Genomic DNA, 17895 nt, shown 5'->3' with positions numbered 1-17895 from the left:
GCGGCCGGCCTCTCACGGACCAGAAAAGCGCATGAGCACCCTTCGCCGCACCAGCAGCCTTCGCCGCACGCAGCAGCGCATGGCCGTGCTGTTCATCCTGCCGGCGCTGGCGGTCTATGCGCTGTTCGTCCTCTATCCCCTGGGGATGTCGCTCTGGGGCAGCTTCTTCGTCTGGAAGGGGCTGCGCATGGTCGAGTTCGCCGGCCTGTCGAATTTCTCAAGGCTGTTCGTTTTCCCCAGCGGCGCGCGGATCTACGGCGCGCTGTGGCACAACACCGCCTGGTTCTTCGGCATCATGGTCTTCCAAAATGGCCTCGGCCTGTTGTTCGCCTGGCTGCTGTTCCTGCGCGACAAGGGTGCGGCCTTCTTCCAGTCGGTGTTCTTCTTTCCGGCGGTGCTGAGCCCGGTCATCATTGGCGCGCTGTGGCGGTTGCTTTTGGCACCGGGTGGCGTCGTCGAATGGGCGCTGAACGGGCTCGGCGTGCACCAGGGCAGCCTGACTGTGCTCGGCAACAGCCACACCGCGCTCGCCATGCTGATCGCCGTCGATACCTGGAACTGGATGGGCCTGCCGGTGCTGATCTACACGGCAGGTCTGCGGCAGATTTCCGGCCAGATTTTCGAGGCGGCAAAACTTGACGGCGCCGGCAATGCGCGCATGCTGTTCTCGATCGCGCTGCCGCTGCTGATGCCGGCGCTGGGCACGCTGACGACTTTGTCGTTCATCAACACCTTCAACCAGTTCGACATCGTCTATGTCATGCAGGGCGTGCAGGGCAATCCGAGCTATTCGACCGACACGCTGGTGACGTACTTCTACCGGCTGGCCTTCGGCGCGGAAGGTGCTGTCGGCATCACCGATATCGGTCTGGCTTTGGCGCTCGGCACCGTGCTGTTTTTGATCCTCAGCATCGGCACGCTCATGATGCTGCGCTTCTTTGACCGCCGCACGGTGCAGCTATGAGCGCGCTGGCGATTTCACAAAGACCGGCCATCTCTCGGCAGCTGGCGCGGCTGCCCGGCTGGACGGTGCTGGTCGTTTGGACGGCGGCCGTGCTGTTGCCGCTTTACATCCTCATCGTCTCCTGTTTCAAGACCACGGCCGAGATCTACGACAACAGGCTCGGCCTGCCGCAAAGCTTTGCCTTCGACAATTTCATCAACGCCTGGACGCGCGCCGATCTCGGCCAGAATTTCATCAACAGCCTGATCGCCACGGGCGGCGCCGTCATCCTCACCATCGTCGTCTCGGCGATGGCCGCCTATCCGCTCAGCCGCTACAAGCTTGGCTGGAATGCCATCATGCTCGGCCTGTTCCTGTCCGGCATCATGCTGCCCATCCGGTTGGCCTCGGTCGAACTGTTCACGCTGATGCGCAATCTCGGCCTGCTGGATTCGCTGACCGGGCTGATCCTGGTCTATTCGGCGATCCGCATTCCCTTCGCCGTCTTCATCTTCGCCAATTTCATGCGCGTCTTGCCCTCCGAGTTGGACGAGGCGGCGCGCATGGACGGCGCCGGCGAGGTCCGCATCCTGTTCCAGATCATCCTGCCGATGGTCAAGCCGGCGGTGTCGATCGTGGCAATCTTCACCGCGATCGCGGTGTGGAACGATTTCTTCTTCCCGCTGATCTTCATCTTCGACGACCGCTACAAGACGGTGCCGCTGGCGATCAGCGTCTTCGTCGGCCAGTTCCGCACCGACTGGGGCCTGGTGTTCGCCTCGCTGGCGATATCCATGGCGCCCATCCTGATCATGTATTGTCTGCTGGCGCGGCAGATTCGCGAAGGCGTCGGCACCGGAGGGGCATGAAATGATCGAAGACAGGATTTATGCGGCGAAATCCATCCTGGTGGTCGGCGCACACGCCTTCGATGCCGAGGTGATGGCCGGGCCGCTGGCGGCCGCTGCCGTCAAACGCGGCGCCACGGTGACCTTCCTGCATCTGACCATGGGTGAGCAGGGCCATCCGTACCTGGTTCCCGCGCATTATTGCGTGCAGAAGGAAGAGGAAGCGGGCAGCGCGGCGGAGCGGCTCGGCGTCGCCATGCGTAGCTTTGGCCTGCGCGACGGCTTCCTGCCCACAGACGATCAGACGGCGCTCGAAGTGGGCGATATCATTCGCGAGCTGAAACCCGAGATCGTCATCACCCATTGGCATGGCAGCTGGCACAAGGACCATCGCGCCGCCGCGCATTTGACGAAGACCGGTATCTTCTTCGCCGGACTGCCGACCGTTGCCAGCGACCATCCGGCGCACACGCCGCAACTGCTGCTGTTCGGCGAGAACTGGGAGGACGATGACGGCTTCCGGCCCGAGCATCTCGTCGATGTCAGCGACGGGTTCGAGGCCTGGCGCGACGCGGTCATGGAGTATGAGCTGGCGCGCGGCCTGAGCAGCTTCCCCTATGTCGACTATTACAGTTCGCTCTACCGGCTGCGCGGCTGCCTGCGTGGCACGCGCCATGCGCAGGCCTTCGCGGCGGCGTCGCATTCGTGGAATGCCGGCAGCGGCCTGTTCTCGCTCCCCTTCGGCAAAGGGTCCGGTCGATGAGGCGGGTACTCGCCATCGATCTCGGCGGCACCAATCTGCGCGCCGCCGTATCTACGGGCGATGTCGGTGCGTTGGAGGCGCTGGGCAGCGAGCCGGCGCCGGCAACCCTTGGTGCCTTCATTGCGCGCATCGACGCGCTGTGCGCTGAGGCCGGGTCGGTCTCAGCACTTGGCATCGCGGTGCCGGGTCTGGTCGAGGGCTCAATCTGCCGCTGGATCCCCAACTTGCCGTTCCTCGACGGCGTCGATATCCAGCCGCTGTTTCCCAAACTGCGCGTAGCGCTCGGCAATGACGCGCAGATTGCGCTGCTGGCGGAGGCTGTCGAAGGCAGTGCGAAAAACATGTCGGATGCGATCCTGCTCGCCATCGGCACCGGCATCGGTTCGGCGGTGCTGGCCAATGGCCGCATCGTTGCCGGCGCGCATGGCGGCGCCTGCTCGTTCGGCTGGGCCTGCGCCGACGTGAGGGATCATGGTGAAGAGCGCAGCGGCTGGCTGGAGCGCGTCGCGTCGGGCCGGGCGCTCGATGCCCTTGCCGGACAGATCGGCCTTGCCGACGGCCGCCAGCTGATCGCCGCTGCCCAGGCCGGCGAACTGGCCGCACTCACCTTGCTTGAACTGCCGGCGCGACAGCTCGGCACCGCGCTTGCAGGCGCTGTCGCGCTGCTCGATCCGCAAGCGGTGCTGATTTCGGGTGGTTTGGCGGACGCGCTGGATGTGATCCGGCCGCCGCTGCTTGCGGCGCTGCGACGTCAACTGCCGCCGCATCTGCGCGGCATCGACGTCAAGCCCGGAAAGTTCGGTCCCCGCGCCGGTCTGGTCGGCGCGGCGCTGGCCGGCGCCGTTGGGCAAGGGTGGAGGCAGGTGCGATGAGCGAAGCAAGCTTTCAGCAACCGGACCGCAGACGGCCGGAGCCGCTCTGGTACCAGGTCGAAGAGGCGATCCGAGCCATCGTCAAGAGCGGCGAATGGGCAACGGGCGACCAGATCCCGGCGGAGGACAGGCTGTGCGCCCTGTTCGGCGTCAGCCGCATCACGCTGCGCCACGCCTTACGCAATCTCGAGGAGGCAGGACTGCTCAGGCGCGAACATGGCCGCGGCACGTTCGTGCGCTCGACCACGCTGGTCGCCGGCACGCGCGAGCTGACCAGCTTCACCCAGGAGATGGGCAATATTGGCGTGGTCGCGGGCTCGCGTCTGCTCGACTGCAGCCTGACCACCGCCAATGCGGCGGCTGCCGGCGCGCTGGAGATCGAGGAGGGCGATCCGGTGGTGCGCATACGCAGGCTGCGGCTCGGCAACAACGAGCCGATCGGCATCCAGACGGCGCAGCTGTCGGCGGTGCGCGTGCCGGGCTTCCTCGATGCCGGCCTGCTGCAGGGCTCGCTCTACGAGGCGCTGGAGCGCCATTACGGCATCGTGCCGGTGGCCGCGCGGGAGAACTACCGGGTCGGCGCGGTCGGCGCGGCGGACGCCGAACTGCTCGACCTCGCTGTCGGCAGCCCGGCCTTCGTGGTCGAACGCATCACCACCGACGAGCGCGGCCCGTTCGAATTCACCGTCTCGATCATGCGCGGCGACCGCTACGAAATCCGCTCGACGCTGCGCGCCGGACGCGTGCCGCTGAACCCGAGAAGCTGATCCATTCCAGACCGACACATCAAACAGGAGTACCCACGTGTCCGATCTCTACATCCACCGTCTCGCCGCCCTCATCGACCAGGCTGCGAAAGCCAATGAAGAGGCCTTTGGTCAGGCTGCCAGCCGCTTTGCCGACTCGCTCGAGGGCGGCGGGCTGGTGCATCTCTATGGCTCCGGCCATTCGGTGCTGCCGGTGCAGGAAGTGTTTCCGCGCTATGGCAGCTATGTCGGCTTCAACCCCCTGACAGACCCGCGCGTGATGTGGCACAATGTGCTCGGCGCCGGCGGCGTGCGCGAGCTTTTGTGGCTGGAGCGTACGGAAAAATACGCCGAAAAATTCCTCGACCACCAGCCGCTCAACAAGGGCGATTCCATCATCATCTTCGGCCATAGCGGCCGCAACTCGTCGGGCATCGACACCGCGCTATACGCCAGGAAGCGCGGCATCTTCGTCGTCGCGGTCACCAGCAAGAACAATCTGGACAAGCCGGCGACGCACTCCTCCGGCAAGCGGCTGGCAGATGCCGCCGACCTCGTCATCGACACCTGTTCGCCGATCGAGGACGCCATCGTGCCGGTCGAGGGCTGGAGCCGGCCGGTGTCGGGCTCATCGACGGTGCTTGCCATGATCCTGGCGCATGAGCTGATCGCGCGCACGGCCGAGCAACTCGCCAAGCGCGGCATCGAACTGCCGGTCTTCGCCTCGCCGACCATTGCCGGCGTGACGCTGCACGACACCGACGTCATCTACGGCGTCTACCGCGAGCGCATGCTGGAGGCGCAGCAGAAGCACCTGCCGACCTTCCAGGCAACGATGCGCGGAGAGTGAAAAAAGGGAGGCCCGGCACATGCCGGGCCTCCGACGTCTCGTTCCGCAATTCCTATCCTCTCAACGCCGCTTCGGGCGCCCGGCAGGCGATTTGTTGCCGCGCGGGCCGCTCTGAACCGGCGTGTTGCCCTGGTTTTCCTCCGACAGCTTGCGCCAGCGGGCAAGGCGCTCAGGGTCGAGCGTACCCGCCTTCAACGCAGCCTGCACCGCGCAGCCCGGTTCGTGGACATGGGTGCAGTCGCGGAACTTGCACAGCGGTGCGAGCTCGGTGATTTCGGCAAACAGCGTGTCGATGCCGGATGCGACGTCGCTGACATGCAGCGTGCGCATGCCCGGCGTGTCGATCACCCAGCCGCCACCGGCAATGGGGTGCAGCGACCGCGCCGTGGTGGTGTGGCGACCCTTGGCATCGTGTTCCCGGATGCCCGCGGTCTGTTGCGGCGATTGCTGCGCCGATCCGGCCAGCGTGTTGACCAGCGTCGATTTGCCGACGCCGGAGGAGCCGACCAGCGCCACCGTCTGCCCTGCGCCACACCAGGGAGCAAGCGCCGCTGCGGCATCGGCGACGCGCGGGTTCAGCAGCACCACGGCCAGCCCACGCTGCAGGGCGGCGGCCTGGCCTTGGTAAGCCTCGGCATCGTCAGCGGTGTCGGCCTTGGTCAGCAGGATCACCGGCGTCGTTCCGGCCTCGTTGGCCAGCGCGAGATAGCGCTCGAGCCGGGCGATGTTGAAATCGGCATTGCAGGACGTCACGATGAACAGCGTGTCGACATTGGCCGCGGCCAGCTGCGGCACCCTGCCGCCCTGTGTGCGGCGCTCCAGCACCGTCTTGCGGGTCAGGCGGCGGCGCAGCAGATGCGTGTGAGGCTCGACCAGCACCCAGTCGCCGACGGCATAGTCGCCGGTGTTGGCATTGGCCGGCAGCGTCAGATCCACTGGCCCTGACAGAGACAGACCGGCCAGACGGTCGCGGTGCACCGAAGCGATGCGCGTCGGCACCAGGTCTGCCTCATCGGCTTCAAGCTGGTCGCCGAAGAAATCCGTCCAGCCCAGGCTTGCGAGGGAAGCCGTCACGGTTTTGACCACGGCGACGGCGTCACAGACATCGGAGAGTATCCTTTGGCAAAATGGGCGCGGACCCTCGGGGCGGTTGTTCAAGCCGTGTATGGGCGGCATGGCGGCATTTGGCAAGCCGAACCGCGCCGATGGCCAAGCCGTTTCGCGCACCGCTTGGAACGCATCGAGGCGGTGGTTCGCTGAACGTCACCAGACACGGAAACCTACCGTGGCACCTATCCACGTCGCGTGCGTCGAGGGTCGTTCAACATTGAGGAAAAGTCCTATGCGCTTACGTCTCGTTACTCTCAATGTCTGCAACACGGAAGGCGAACCGGAGCGCCTGGCGGCCATCATCGATACGCTGCCCGATGGTTTGGATTTGCATGCAACGCATCAGGCCTCGTCGTCGACCTCGAAGTTGGCAAGGACGGCTGAGGATGGCAGGTCGGGAAGCCTGGTAGAAGGGAGGGGGATGGCCGGCGCCACAGGGGGCGGGGGGTTGGGATGGGGTTGCCTGAAGCACCGGCCAAAGCGGGACAAGTCCCACGTCCACAAGCTAGCAGAGGTTGGATCGGTTCATATGGTGTGATCGCGGAACTGGCGCCAAAGCGCTTTCACATCCCCGCGCAGGCGTCGGCAACGGGCCCGCAACCGGGGTTTCCGGTCGGTTGGTGGGTTGCGCAAGCGCCGGTTGAAGGCGCTGCGGGAGGCTGTCGTTTTTAGTGGGGTTCGAGTGCTATGCGCTCAGCGACAGGTGCTCAAGGCAAGGCAATCGCATGGCGCCACCACATGCCATTGTCCTGCTTACGCCACCGGCAGCATCCGCCCCGCAATCAGATCCGCCGCCTTCTCCGCAATCATGACCACGGCGGCGTTGGTGTTCGACGACACGATGCTCGGCATGACCGAGCTGTCGCAGACGCGCAGGCCTTGCAGCCCGCGCACGCGAAGCTCGGGGTCGACGACGCTGTCGGCATCGCCGCCCATCCGGCAGGTGCCGACTGGGTGATAGGCGCTGCGGCCATGTTCTCGGGCGAAGGCTTCGAGTGCTGAGCGCCCCTGCATCGCCTTGCCGGGCAGATGCTCGCGGCTGATGTATCTGGCGAAGGCTGGCTGCGACAGGATTTCGCGGCTGATCTCGATGCCGTCGATGGCGCGTTCGAGATCATAGCGCTCGGCGAACGGGTTGGGGTCGATGATGGGCGCATCGCGCAGGTCCGCGGACTTGAGCGTGACGCTGCCGCGCGAACGCGGGCGCACATGGTAGGAGTTCAGCGTGCAGCCATTGCCGCCGGGAACCGAGCCGATGCCTTCCTCAACGCCGGCGCCGGGCAGGAAATGGAACTGGATGTCCGGCGTCTTCTCCGCGCGGTCGCCCCACCAGAAGCCGCCGGCCTCGACGATGTTGGAGGCCACCGGCCCCTTGCCGAACAGCGCATATTCAAGACCGGCGACCGCTTGCCAGCGCTTCTTCTTGTAACGGTCGATGCCGTGCGGTCCGTTGAGCTCGGCGACGACATCGACGTCCATGTGATCGTGCAGATTCTGGCCGACGTTTTTGGAATCGTGGACCACCTTGATGCCGTGCTCGCCGAGATGCACGGCCGGGCCGATGCCGGACAGCATCAGCAATTTCGGCGAGCCGATGGCGCCGGCGGCGACGATGACTTCGCGCTCGGCGCGGAGCAGTTCGGTGCGGCCATTGACGATGATCTCGACACCGATGGCGCGGCCGTTCTCGACCACGATGCGGCTGACGGAGGCGTCGGTGCGTAGCGTCAGATTCTTGCGGCCGAGCGCCGGCTTCAGATAGGCGACCGCCGTGCTCGAGCGTTTCCCCCGGCGCGTCGTCGTCTGGTAGAAGCCGGCGCCCGCCTGCTTACCGGCGTTGAAGTCGGCGCGGAAAGGAAGGCCCGCCTGCTGCGCCGCCTTGACGAAGATGCGGGTCAGCGGATGCGGCGCGCCGCTGGAGACGCCGAGCGGGCCGTCAGTGCCGTGCTGCGCATCGGCAAAAGTGTCGTTGCCCTCGGAGCGGACGAAGTAGGGCAGCACGTCGGCATAGCTCCAGCCGGCACAGCCATTCTCAGTCGCCCAGCCGTCATAATCCTCAGGGCAACCGCGGGTGAACACCTGGGCGTTGATCGAGGAGCCGCCGCCCAGCACGCGGGCCTGCGGATAGACCATGGTGCGGCCGTCGATCTCCTTGCCGGGCGCGGTGTCATAACCCCAGATCAGCGGCCCCGACGTCATCTTGAAGAAGCCGACCGGCAAATGGATGTAGCGGTCGGTGTCGGGCGGACCGGCCTCGAGCAGCACGACGGACACGTCCGGGTCCTCGCTCAGCCGGGCGGCCAGAATGCAGCCAGCCGAACCGCCGCCGACAATGATGTAATCCGTCATTTCCACTCCCGGGTTCTCTTTGTTGGAGCATGATCTCCGGACAAAACGGTTTCCCGATTTGTCCGAGAAAACCGGTTCCCACTTCTAGGGATCATGCTCCGGCGGGCGATGAAAATCACCGCCCCTTCCTCTTGCGCGCGACGATCTCAAGTCGCTTGTGCCACGTCAAGAGAAAGGGTATGGTTATCGTGTTGAAGGGTTGTCGTACAAGTGGAGGAGCTTGACGATCCTCACCACGAGGTCCCGGCCGCGCTCCCTGCGCAAGATGCCGGGCGGAACAGAATTCAATCGGGAGGTTTCGAGGTATGAACGACACGAAGAATTTTGCGGTCAACCGGCGCACGCTGATGATGGGCGCCACCGCCGGCGTGGCGGCACTCGCGATGCCGAGCGTGCTGCGCGCGCAGGAAAAGCCGACGCTGGTGACGTCGATCCGCTCGCTGTCCAACCCCTATCACGCGGTGTGGAAGACCGGCGCGGAAGCGTATGCCAAATGGGCCGGGCTGGAACACGTCACGCTGGTTTCGGAAGGCAACAGCGAGAAGGGCATTGCCGACATCAAGGCGATGCTGGCCAAGACCGGCGGCAACATGGTGCTGAATTCCGATCCCAACGACACGCCCGATGCGCGCCCGATCGTCGAGGCCTGCGCCAAGGCCGGCGCCTATGTGGTGACCCAGTGGAACAAGCCTGGGGATCTGCACCCGAAGGATTTCAACCCGAACTATGTCTCGCATATCGAGTTCGACGGCATCGACAGCGGCAAGACCATCGCCGAGATCCTGTTCAAGACCATTGGCGGCAAGGGCGGCATCGTCGCACTCGGCGGCCTGATCTCGACCACGGCGGCGATCGAACGCAAGAAGGGCCTCGATGCGGCGCTCGCCGCCAACCCGGACATCAAGCTGCTCGACTTCCAGGTCGCCAACTGGAAGTCGACCGAAGCCTTCGACCTGATGGGCAATCTGCTCACCCGCTTCGGCGACGACATCAAGGGCATCTGGGCGGCCAATGACGATATGGGCTCCGGCGCACTGGAAGCGCTGCGTGCCGAAAATCTCGCCGGCAAGGTGCCGATCGTCGGCGTCGACGGCATCAAGACGGCGGTCGATGCGGTGCGCACCGGCGAGTTCGCCTGCACCGTCACTTCGGATCCGTTCTGGCAGGGTGGCATGGGTCTAGCCATCGGCTACAACGCCAAGATCGGCAAGTTCGACCCTACCAAGGAGCCCCCGGAGCACCGTGAGTTCTACGGCAAGGCGGTGCTGATCTCGCACGACAATGTCGAGGAATATTACAAGACCAATGTCGATGCGAAGCCCGAGATCGACTGGAACGATCTGTGGGGCCGGGTCACCGGAGCAATCCGCACCTGATCCATCGGAGTGGGCTGCAACTCCCTGGCGGCCCGCTTCCTCCCGCAGCCGTCGCGATCCCCTTGTCGCGACGGCTGTCACCAGCAGACGGGAAGCGGTTTCTTGACAATCCATACAGAACCCCTGAAGTCCGTTTCGGACATAGAGCGGACGACGCCCATGACATCGTTCCCCGGCCGCATCGCCACATTCCTGGGCGGCAGGCGCTGGCGCAGCCTGGCGCCGCTGGCGGTGCTGATTGTACTCTGCGTACTCATCGCCATTGCCAACCCCAATTTCATCGAGCTGCGCAATCTGGTGCGGCTTGCGAATTCCGCCGCCGTGCCGCTGACGCTGGCGATGGGGCTGACCTTCATCATCCTGATGGGCAGCATCGACCTCGCAGTCGAAGGCACGCTTTCGGTGGCGGCAATGGTGCTTGTGCTGCTCGCCGCCAATGACGGCAACGGCAACGACTATGGCTGGTGGGCGGTGCTCGCTGCCATCGCCGCCGGCACCGCCATGGGCTTCGTCAGCGGTCTCGTCCAGACCATGCTGCGCATCCCGTCCTTCATGGGCACGCTCGGCATGTGGTTCATCGGCCTCGGCCTGTCGGTCTATATGCTGGGCGGCACGGCCATCAAGCTGAACGACGCCTCGATCCGCGACCTGGCCTTGCACCGTTTCCTCGGCCTTCCGGTGGCGGTCTGGGTCGCGTTCGGCGCCTTCCTGCTCTCCACTGTCATCCAGTATCACACCAAGCTCGGCCGCCACATATTGGCGATCGGCGGTGATGAGGATGTCGCCAAGCTCTCCGGCGTCAATGTGGTGCGCGTGCGCATCACCGCTTTTGCGCTGGCCGGGTTCTTCTTCGGCATTGCCGGCGTGCTGGCCGCGGCACAGCTCGGCCAGTCGCACGCCGTCATCGGCGACGGCAGGCTGTTTGCAGCGGTCACCGCAGTGGTCGTCGGCGGCACCGCTTTGACCGGCGGCGAGGGCGGCGTCGTCAACACGCTGATCGGTGTGCTGATCGTCACCGTGCTTGCCAATGGCATGATCCTGCTCGGCATCTCGCCCTACATCCAGCAGACGGTGCAGGGTCTGATGATCATCGCCGCGGTGGCGCTGTCGCTCGACCGTGTCCGCCTGAAAATCGTCAAGTGAACGCCATGCTGCAGGCGTCCAACATCATCAAGAATTTCCCCGGCGTGCAGGCGCTGCGCGACGTCTCCATTGAGGTGCGGCCCAATGAAGTTGTCGGGCTGATCGGCGAGAACGGCGCCGGCAAGTCGACGCTGATGCGGGTGCTGGCCGGCGGCTACCGGCCGGATAGCGGCTCGCTGACGCTGGATGGCGAACAGCTGCGCATGCGCAACGCCCGTGATGCGGCCAGGCATGGCATCGGCATGGTGTTCCAGGAGCAGTCGCTGGTGCTGAACCTGACGGTTGCCGAAAACATCTATCTCGGCGAAGAGGACCGCTTCACCCGCTTCGGCCTCGTCAATTGGCGCGCCATGAACGCGGCGGCGCGGCGGCAACTGGCCAAGATCGGCATCGACATCGACGTCACCGCGCGCACCTCCGAACTCACCTTCGCCGCACGCCAGATGGTCGAGCTCGCCAAGGCGCTGACCTTGGAGGAAGTGGTCGAGCGGCAGTTGCTGATCCTGCTCGACGAGCCGACCTCGGTGCTCAACGCCGCTGATATCGAGGTGCTGTTCGCGCGGGTGCGCTCGCTTAAATCCCGCGCCAGTTTTGTGTTCGTCTCGCACCGCCTCGACGAGGTGCTCAACATCTCCGACCGTGTCTACACGATGAAGGACGGCGCGGTCGTCGCCGAGCACCGCGCAGCTGAAGTCACCGCGCCGGAGCTGCACGAGATCATGGTCGGGCGCGGCCTGCAGGCCGAATATTACCGCGAGGCTCGCCAGCTGGCGCCGCGCGATATCGTGATGGTCGAGGCCAAGGGGCTTGGCGCCAACGGTTACTATCACGGCGTCGATCTCTCGATCCGGGCCGGCGAGATTGTCGGCATTGCCGGCGTCGTCGGCTCCGGCCGCGAGGAGGTGACGCGCACCGTTGGCGGCTTCGTCCAGCATGATGCCGGCGAGATGAAAATCGCCGGCGATGCCGTGCGCTTCTCCTCGCCGGTACCGGCGGTGCGCAAGGGCATCGGCTATGTCCCGCGCGAGCGCCGGCTCGAAGGGCTGGTGATGTTCCTGTCGATCGCGGAGAACATTTCGCTGGCCGATCTCTCCAGCGTCATGCGCCATGGCGCCATCGACTATGGCAAGGAGCGCCGGCTTGCCGCCGACTGGATCAAGCGGCTGCGCATCAAGGCGCCCGGTCCCGATGCCGCCTGCCGCAAGCTCAGCGGCGGCAACCAGCAGAAGGTGGTGCTGGCGCGCTGGATGACGGCGGGCTCGCGCATCCTGGTGCTCGACCATCCCACACGCGGGCTCGATGTCGGCGCCAAGGAAGAGGTCTACGAATTAGTGCGCGATCTCTCCGCGCAAGGCGTGGCGATTCTTTTGATTTCCGACACGCTGGAGGAAACGATCGGCCTGTCGCACCAGGTGCTGGTGATGCGCGACGGTGCAATCACCGCGCGCTTCGATGCCAGTCCGGGCAACAAGCCGAACCAGGTCGATCTTCTCAGGGCAATGGTGTGAGCCGATGAATGAAGCGTTCTCCATCAGGCGGGTTTTCGAAGGCAAGTGGACGCAAGGCGCCATTCCGCTGGTGCTGCTTGTCGGCCTGCTTTTGATCATCGAGATCGCCGCGCCCGGCTTCCTGACCGGCGAGACCGTGGCGCTTTTGTTTGCCAACACTGCCGTGCTGTTCATCCTGGCGACCGGCGTCACCTTCGCCATCCTGCTTGGCGGCATTGATTTGTCGATCCAGGCGGTGGCATCGCTGGCCAGCGTCATCCTGGCGCAATTGCTGCCTTCGCTCGGCCTTGCCGCCTTTCCGGTGGCGATCCTGTCGGGGCTCGCCTTCGGCGTGTTGAGCGGCGTCGTTCACGTCGAGTTACGCGTGCCGTCCTTCGTCGCGACGCTCGCCACCGGCGGCGTGGTCACCGGCCTGGCGCTCTGGGTCTCCAATGGCCGCGCCATCACCATCGAGGAGGCTGGTCGCGAAAACACCGCCTGGATCAACGCCACTGTCGCCGGCATTCCCGTGGTGGTGCTGATTTCGACGGTGATCGGCATCGCCGCCTTTCTGGCGCTGCGCTACACACGCTTCGGCCGCCAGGCGATTGCGGTCGGCGCCGGCGAGCCGGCGGCATGGGCGGCGGGCATCAATGTCGACCGCACCAAGATCATCGCCTTTGCCGCGTCGGGTATGCTCGCGGCCATCGCCGGCGTCGTGCTGGCAGCCAGGCTGTCGAGCGGCTCGCCGGTGCTGGCCAACCAGCTGCTGCTGCCGGCCATCGCCGCCGTCATTGTCGGCGGCACGGCGATCACCGGCGGGCTCGGCGGCGTTGCCCGCACGGCGGTCGGCGCGCTGATCATCTCGATCGTGCGCATCGGCATGACCTTTGTCGGCGTCAATATCTTCCTGGAAAACATGGTGTTCGGCGCGGTGCTGATCGCTGCCGTCGCCATTACCATCGACCGCAGCAAGATCGCGGTCATCAAGTGATCCCGCCTCCCAGGCAAGCGCGGACAGGACGGGACCGCATCGGCGCGAGGCCGATGCGGTCCGGCCCGATCGGATCACATCGTGTCGAGGCCGATCAGCTCGATCTTGTAGCCGTCGGGGTCTTCGACGAAAGCGATGTGGGTGGTGCCGTGCTGCATCGGGCCGGGCTTGCGCGGGATCTTGGCGCCGCGCTTTTCCAGTTCGGCGCAGACGGCGTAGATGTCGTTGACGCCGAGCGCCAGATGGCCGAAGCCGGTGCCGATCTCGTAGGGTTCCTCGCGGCCCCAGTTCAGCGTCAGCTCGACGACGGCTTCCTTGTCCTCGGGGCCATAGCCGACAAAGGCGTTGGTGAACTTGCCGCCGGGGTAGTCGTCGCGGCGAAGCAGGGTCATGCCGAGCACCTCGGTGTAGAAGGCGATCGACTTGTCGAGGTCGAGCACCCTGATCATGGTGTGCATATAGCGAAAGCCCGGGGCGTCGCTCATTGGGGAAGTCCTCCGAATTCTGTGATTTGCGAGTCTGATCATCCACATCGAACGCTTGGCGGCAAGATGGCCTCGCTTGATGTTCTCAATCAGGGTTGTATGATAACACGACAACGCCGGTATTTGTCCAGCCGTTTTGCCGAGGGGCCCAGAGCCAATCCATGAATGCCGTGCCGCCACCCTCCGCATCGCAGATCGCAGCCCTGGCCGGCCTGCTGCCGAATGGCGGGCTGCTGACCGAGGAAGTGGATCTGGCGCGCTACAGCCGAGATTGGTCGGGAGATCATTTCGGCCGGCCGCTGGCCGTGGCGCGGCCCTCTTCGGTGGAGGAAATGTCGGCGCTGATGCGGTTCTGCCATGCCGAGCGCATTCCGGTGGTGCCGCAAGGCGGCCTGACCGGGCTCGTCGGCGCCGCAGTGGCGGCGGATGGCGGCGAGATCGTCATCTCGCTGGAGCGCATGAACAAGATTCGCTCGATCAGCCCGATCGACTTCGCCATGGTGGTCGAGGCCGGCTGCATTCTCGAGGACGCCAAGCGCGCCGCCGAAGCGAGCGACTGCCTGCTGCCGATCACTTTCGGCGCGCAGGGCAGCTGCCGCATCGGCGGCAATGTCGCCACCAATGCCGGCGGCTTCAACGTGCTGCGCTACGGCATGACGCGCGACCTGGTGCTTGGCCTCGAAGTGGTGCTGGCCGACGGCCGCATCTGGAACGGGCTGAAAGTGCTGCGCAAGGACAACCGCGGCTATGATCTGAAGCAGATCTTCATCGGCTCGGAGGGCACGCTAGGCATCGTCACCGCGGCGGCGCTGAAACTATTCCCCAAGCCGACGCAGATCGAAACCGCGCTGGTTGGCCTGCGCTCCGTCGAGGACGCGATGGCACTCTATGCAAGGGCGCGGCGCGATTGCAGCGATTTGCTCACCGCCTTCGAACTGATCCTGCGCGGCGGCATCGAGATCACCATGCGCGAAGGCCAGGATTTTCCCGATCCGCTCAGCCAGCCCTATCCCGTCTATGTGCTGATCGAGGTGTCGTCGGGCGGGCTGATCGACCTCTCCAATATGCTGCTGGGGTTTCTCGGCAGCGTCGAGGACATCGTCGAGGACGGCGTCATCGCTTCGACCAGGGCTCAAGGTGAGCGGTTGTGGCTCTACCGCGAGATCATGGTCGAGCGGCAGGGCAGGGGCGGGCGCTACCTGCGCACCGATGTGTCGGTGCCGATCTCCAGGCTTGCCGATTTCGTCACCGATGCGCTGGCCGCCTTGGAGAAAGCCCGGCCCGACGCGCTGGCCGTCACCTACGGCCATGTCGGCGACGGCAACATCCACCTCAACGTCGTGCCGCCGGAAGGCATGGGCACCGAGGCGATGGAACATCTGTTCGAGCAGGCGGAAGCCGAGATCTTCACCGTCGTCGATCGCTATGGCGGCTCTATCAGCGCCGAGCACGGCATCGGCCGGGTCAAGCAGAAGGCGTTCCTCGAACGCATCGATCCGGTGACGCTCGACCTCGCCGCCGGCATCAAGGACGCATTCGACCCGCGCCACATCCTGAGCAACGGTCGCATTCTGGCGCCGGCCGCCGCCGTCGACTATAGGTGAGCGATGACGCTGAAACTCGACAAGGTCAATCGCGGCCCACACCTCTCCACTCTGGTGGCCAGTTCCATCTCGCGCGAGATCGCGCAAGGCCGGCTGAAGCCGGGTGACCAGCTGCCGACCGAGGCGGCGCTGGCAACCACTTTCGGGGTCAGCCGCAACGTGGTGCGCGAGGCGATCGCGCGGCTGCGCTCGGAAGGCCGAATCTGGTCGCAGCAGGGGCGCGGCGCCTTCGTGGTCGAGAGCAACAACCCGACGGTGCTGACCATCGACCATGAGACGCTGCAGCGCGCCGACTCGTTTCGCAATCTGTTCGAACTGCGTGGCATCCTCGAAGTGCAGGCGGCGGCCCTTGCCGCAAAACGGCGCAGCGACGCCGATCTCAAAGCCATGGGCGATGCGCTGTCCGGCATGCGCGCCGCCCCCTATGGCAGCGTCGCCTGGCTGCGCAGCGACCTCGAATTCCACCGCACCGTCGCCGAGGCGACGCGCAATTCCTACATGGGCCAATTCCTGGTCTTCGTGTCCGAGCGGGTGCGCGAAAGCATTCTCGCTGCCGGCAACCAGCAAAAGTCGGACGACATGGCCCGCATCACGCTCGGCGAACATGAGCGCATCCTGAGAGCGATCCGTGCCGGCGACGCCGAAGGGGCGCAAGCCGCGATGCGCGACCATCTGGCGGGCGCGGCGCTGCGGGTGGGGTTGCATGAGGGGGAAGCTGCGGAGATAGCGCCGGGGCCCGAGGCAGCGTCTCCGGTACGGCATTCGCGGTTGCGGAAGGCTGTGCGCGGGCAGGCTTAGGGATAGCCTTGCCTTATCCGCGCGCTGGGCCAATCGCCTATGGCAGCGCTGACCCCCACTCCGTCTCGGCTTCGCCGAGCCACCTCTCCCCATTTCATGGGGGATGAGGAAATGCCAATCTCCGAGATCGCAGCCCTTCAAAAGCTTGGGTTTCCTCTCCCCCACGAATGTGGGGGTAGAGGTGGCTCGGCGAAGCCGAGACGGAGTGGGGGAGCGCCATATCAGATTTCACTCGGTCGTCGGCTCAACCAGCTCAGGGCCGGAGACAGGCCGCCACCCCACCGCGCTATTTCAGCGGCAGAAACAGCTCAAGCACCACCTCGCGCACCGGTCCGTTCGACGAAAAGTGCCGTTGGCAATAGATCGGAAAGTCGCGCGCCTCCTCGCCGCTGGCCTGAAGCCATTCGCGGTACAGGTAGAGCGCTGCCGGCTCGAGATTGTTGGTGTTGCCGGGGTAGCGCAGCACCGCGCAGCGTCCGCCGGGGATCACGCCGGCCTTCATCTGCACGTCCTCGATCGGCCCGCCCTCTACCGGCAGGTCGGTTCCGGCACAGATGTCCATGCTGTAATCGGCCGGGTTCGCGGGCTCCCTTTCGGAACGGAAGATGTTGAAGGTCGGGCTTGTCTCGGGCGAGAGGCCGGCCGCCTTGCGCCAGGCGATGAAGCGCTGGATGGTGTCAGGAAGCGTCGCCCGGTCGCCGCGATGCTCCATGATCGCCACCGGCGTCGGCGGCACATCGCGGATCATCACGTCGGCGGGTTCGAAGATTATCTGCATGAGCGTGGTCCTTGCTTTGTCGAGCGGCCCGAAGGCCATGAGCCACGCCCCCCAGTCGGGAGACTTCCGGAACGACGAAGGCGATTGTCCGAACCGTTGCCGAAAGGCGCGGGCGAAGGCATCCGGTGCGTCGTAACCGGCATCCATCGCTATGTCGGTGACGCTTTGGGCGTCGCTCTCGGCAAGCCGGTACGAAGCGCGCTTCAGGCGGGCGAGCTGGACATAGCGATGCACGGACAAGCCGAAGGTTGACGTGAACTGCCGGTGGAAATGGTATTTCGAGAACGCCGCGACGCCGCTCAACGCTTCCAGGCCCAGATCTCCGTCCAGATGCTGGTCTATGTGGTCCAGCACCCGCTGCATCCGGGCTTGGTAGCTTTCAAGTGGCGTCATCAAACGTCTCGTCCTGCGTGGCGACACCAGATAGGCGGTTCCGGACATGTCGCGCTCGACCGATCTTGCGGTTTGATAGGATGGACGAGTGCTCGCTAGTTGCCGGTTGGAGGCGCGACTGATCGGCTTATTCGTAGGCGGCTCTACGCAGCCTAATCCTCGACTGGCAGTGCCGGCCCCACTCCGTCTCGGCTTCCCCGAGCCACCTCTACCCCCATTTAATGGGAGAGGAAATGGCAATCTTCGGGGTCGCAGCCCTCAAAGCTTGGGTTGTCCAGCCGATAGATGGGTAACACTTTGAACCGGATACATAGGTGACACTTCTCTCCCCCTATGCGTCCGCCGCAGCGCCAAGC

16 protein-coding genes are annotated in these 17895 nt (G+C 65.1%); 12 read left to right on the top strand and 4 right to left on the bottom strand.

Annotated features, from left to right (window positions below):
- Nucleotides 1-31: 31 nt before the first annotated feature.
- From NKI10_RS12250 to NKI10_RS12225, 6 genes are read left to right on the top strand one after another with little or no spacing between them, the layout of a single operon-like run.
- Complete coding sequence (locus NKI10_RS12250; RefSeq protein ID WP_352860097.1) at nt 32-964, top strand: carbohydrate ABC transporter permease; 933 nt, start codon at nt 32-34, stop codon at nt 962-964.
- Entirely contained in the window at nt 961-1812 is an 852-nt protein-coding gene (locus NKI10_RS12245) for a carbohydrate ABC transporter permease (RefSeq protein WP_352860095.1), read from the top strand. The genes NKI10_RS12250 and NKI10_RS12245 overlap by 4 nt, the downstream gene beginning before the upstream one ends.
- Before the next feature lies 1 nt (nt 1813).
- The gene (locus NKI10_RS12240) at nt 1814-2554 is read left to right on the top strand and encodes a PIG-L deacetylase family protein (protein WP_023698618.1); all 741 of its coding nucleotides are present in this window, start codon (nt 1814-1816) and stop codon (nt 2552-2554) included.
- Complete coding sequence (locus NKI10_RS12235) at nt 2551-3426, top strand: ROK family protein (protein WP_352860093.1); 876 nt, start codon at nt 2551-2553, stop codon at nt 3424-3426. The genes NKI10_RS12240 and NKI10_RS12235 overlap by 4 nt, the downstream gene beginning before the upstream one ends.
- A complete protein-coding gene (locus NKI10_RS12230; protein WP_023824597.1) occupies nt 3423-4193 on the top strand; it encodes a GntR family transcriptional regulator in 771 nt (256 codons plus the stop codon). Before NKI10_RS12235 ends, NKI10_RS12230 begins: the two co-directional genes overlap by 4 nt.
- 37 nt (nt 4194-4230) lie before the next feature.
- Entirely contained in the window at nt 4231-5022 is a 792-nt protein-coding gene (locus NKI10_RS12225; RefSeq protein WP_023700933.1) for a sugar isomerase domain-containing protein, read from the top strand.
- Between the two features lie 60 nt (nt 5023-5082).
- Here NKI10_RS12225 and rsgA read toward each other — a convergent pair whose 3' ends face one another.
- Complete coding sequence (rsgA, locus tag NKI10_RS12220; RefSeq protein WP_502897540.1) at nt 5083-6108, bottom strand: ribosome small subunit-dependent GTPase A; 1026 nt, start codon at nt 6106-6108, stop codon at nt 5083-5085.
- A gap of 777 nt (nt 6109-6885) precedes the next feature.
- On the bottom strand, nt 6886-8481 hold the full coding sequence (locus NKI10_RS12215; protein WP_023728493.1) for a GMC family oxidoreductase: 1596 nt from the start codon (nt 8479-8481) through the stop codon (nt 6886-6888).
- A 305-nt stretch (nt 8482-8786) separates the two neighbouring features.
- On the opposite strand from NKI10_RS12215, the gene NKI10_RS12210 reads away from it, so the two are divergent.
- From NKI10_RS12210 to NKI10_RS12195, 4 genes are all read left to right on the top strand, one after another.
- Nucleotides 8787-9857, top strand: a complete 1071-nt coding sequence (locus NKI10_RS12210) for a sugar ABC transporter substrate-binding protein (RefSeq protein WP_023744122.1) — start codon at nt 8787-8789, stop codon at nt 9855-9857.
- Nucleotides 9858-10016: 159 nt separating this feature from the next.
- Complete coding sequence (locus NKI10_RS12205) at nt 10017-11000, top strand: ABC transporter permease (protein ID WP_023683137.1); 984 nt, start codon at nt 10017-10019, stop codon at nt 10998-11000.
- A gap of 5 nt (nt 11001-11005) precedes the next feature.
- Complete coding sequence (locus NKI10_RS12200; protein WP_352860323.1) at nt 11006-12508, top strand: sugar ABC transporter ATP-binding protein; 1503 nt, start codon at nt 11006-11008, stop codon at nt 12506-12508.
- A gap of 4 nt (nt 12509-12512) precedes the next feature.
- Complete coding sequence (locus NKI10_RS12195; protein WP_352860089.1) at nt 12513-13481, top strand: ABC transporter permease; 969 nt, start codon at nt 12513-12515, stop codon at nt 13479-13481.
- A 74-nt stretch (nt 13482-13555) separates the two neighbouring features.
- On the opposite strand, the gene gloA is transcribed toward NKI10_RS12195, so the two are convergent.
- On the bottom strand, nt 13556-13966 hold the full coding sequence (gene gloA / locus NKI10_RS12190; protein ID WP_019856614.1) for a lactoylglutathione lyase: 411 nt from the start codon (nt 13964-13966) through the stop codon (nt 13556-13558).
- Nucleotides 13967-14127: 161 nt separating this feature from the next.
- On the opposite strand from gloA, the gene NKI10_RS12185 reads away from it, so the two are divergent.
- Complete coding sequence (locus tag NKI10_RS12185) at nt 14128-15570, top strand: FAD-binding oxidoreductase (RefSeq protein ID WP_352860087.1); 1443 nt, start codon at nt 14128-14130, stop codon at nt 15568-15570.
- A 3-nt stretch (nt 15571-15573) separates the two neighbouring features.
- Nucleotides 15574-16368 (top strand): FadR/GntR family transcriptional regulator, encoded by a 795-nt coding sequence (locus NKI10_RS12180; protein ID WP_023671079.1) that lies wholly within the window; start codon nt 15574-15576, stop codon nt 16366-16368.
- Nucleotides 16369-16654: 286 nt separating this feature from the next.
- Here the strand turns inward: NKI10_RS12180 and NKI10_RS12175 are convergent, their stop codons facing one another.
- Nucleotides 16655-17539 carry an AraC family transcriptional regulator gene (locus NKI10_RS12175; RefSeq protein WP_031251333.1) on the bottom strand — a complete coding sequence of 295 codons (885 nt, stop codon included), beginning with the start codon at nt 17537-17539 and terminating at the stop codon, nt 16655-16657.
- Nucleotides 17540-17895: the final 356 nt, after the last annotated feature.

This window comes from Mesorhizobium sp. M0802, assembly GCF_040320115.1.
Classification (GTDB): domain Bacteria; phylum Pseudomonadota; class Alphaproteobacteria; order Rhizobiales; family Rhizobiaceae; genus Mesorhizobium.
This window is presented reverse-complemented; position numbering and strand designations above follow the sequence as displayed.

What these genes read in the sequence shown, in the direction of transcription:
- NKI10_RS12250 (WP_352860097.1), top strand. Translation starts at nt 32, where the DNA reads ATGAGCACCCTTCGCCGCACCAGCAGCCTTCGCCGCACGCAGCAGCGC.
- NKI10_RS12245 (WP_352860095.1), top strand. Translation starts at nt 961, where the DNA reads ATGAGCGCGCTGGCGATTTCACAAAGACCGGCCATCTCTCGGCAGCTG.
- NKI10_RS12240 (WP_023698618.1), top strand. Translation starts at nt 1,814, where the DNA reads ATGATCGAAGACAGGATTTATGCGGCGAAATCCATCCTGGTGGTCGGC.
- NKI10_RS12235 (WP_352860093.1), top strand. Translation starts at nt 2,551, where the DNA reads ATGAGGCGGGTACTCGCCATCGATCTCGGCGGCACCAATCTGCGCGCC.
- NKI10_RS12230 (WP_023824597.1), top strand. Translation starts at nt 3,423, where the DNA reads ATGAGCGAAGCAAGCTTTCAGCAACCGGACCGCAGACGGCCGGAGCCG.
- NKI10_RS12215 (WP_023728493.1), bottom strand. Translation starts at nt 8,481, where the DNA reads ATGACGGATTACATCATTGTCGGCGGCGGTTCGGCTGGCTGCATTCTG.
- NKI10_RS12210 (WP_023744122.1), top strand. Translation starts at nt 8,787, where the DNA reads ATGAACGACACGAAGAATTTTGCGGTCAACCGGCGCACGCTGATGATG.
- NKI10_RS12205 (WP_023683137.1), top strand. Translation starts at nt 10,017, where the DNA reads ATGACATCGTTCCCCGGCCGCATCGCCACATTCCTGGGCGGCAGGCGC.
- NKI10_RS12200 (WP_352860323.1), top strand. Translation starts at nt 11,006, where the DNA reads ATGCTGCAGGCGTCCAACATCATCAAGAATTTCCCCGGCGTGCAGGCG.
- NKI10_RS12195 (WP_352860089.1), top strand. Translation starts at nt 12,513, where the DNA reads ATGAATGAAGCGTTCTCCATCAGGCGGGTTTTCGAAGGCAAGTGGACG.
- gloA (WP_019856614.1), bottom strand. Translation starts at nt 13,966, where the DNA reads ATGAGCGACGCCCCGGGCTTTCGCTATATGCACACCATGATCAGGGTG.
- NKI10_RS12185 (WP_352860087.1), top strand. Translation starts at nt 14,128, where the DNA reads ATGAATGCCGTGCCGCCACCCTCCGCATCGCAGATCGCAGCCCTGGCC.
- NKI10_RS12180 (WP_023671079.1), top strand. Translation starts at nt 15,574, where the DNA reads ATGACGCTGAAACTCGACAAGGTCAATCGCGGCCCACACCTCTCCACT.
- NKI10_RS12175 (WP_031251333.1), bottom strand. Translation starts at nt 17,539, where the DNA reads ATGACGCCACTTGAAAGCTACCAAGCCCGGATGCAGCGGGTGCTGGAC.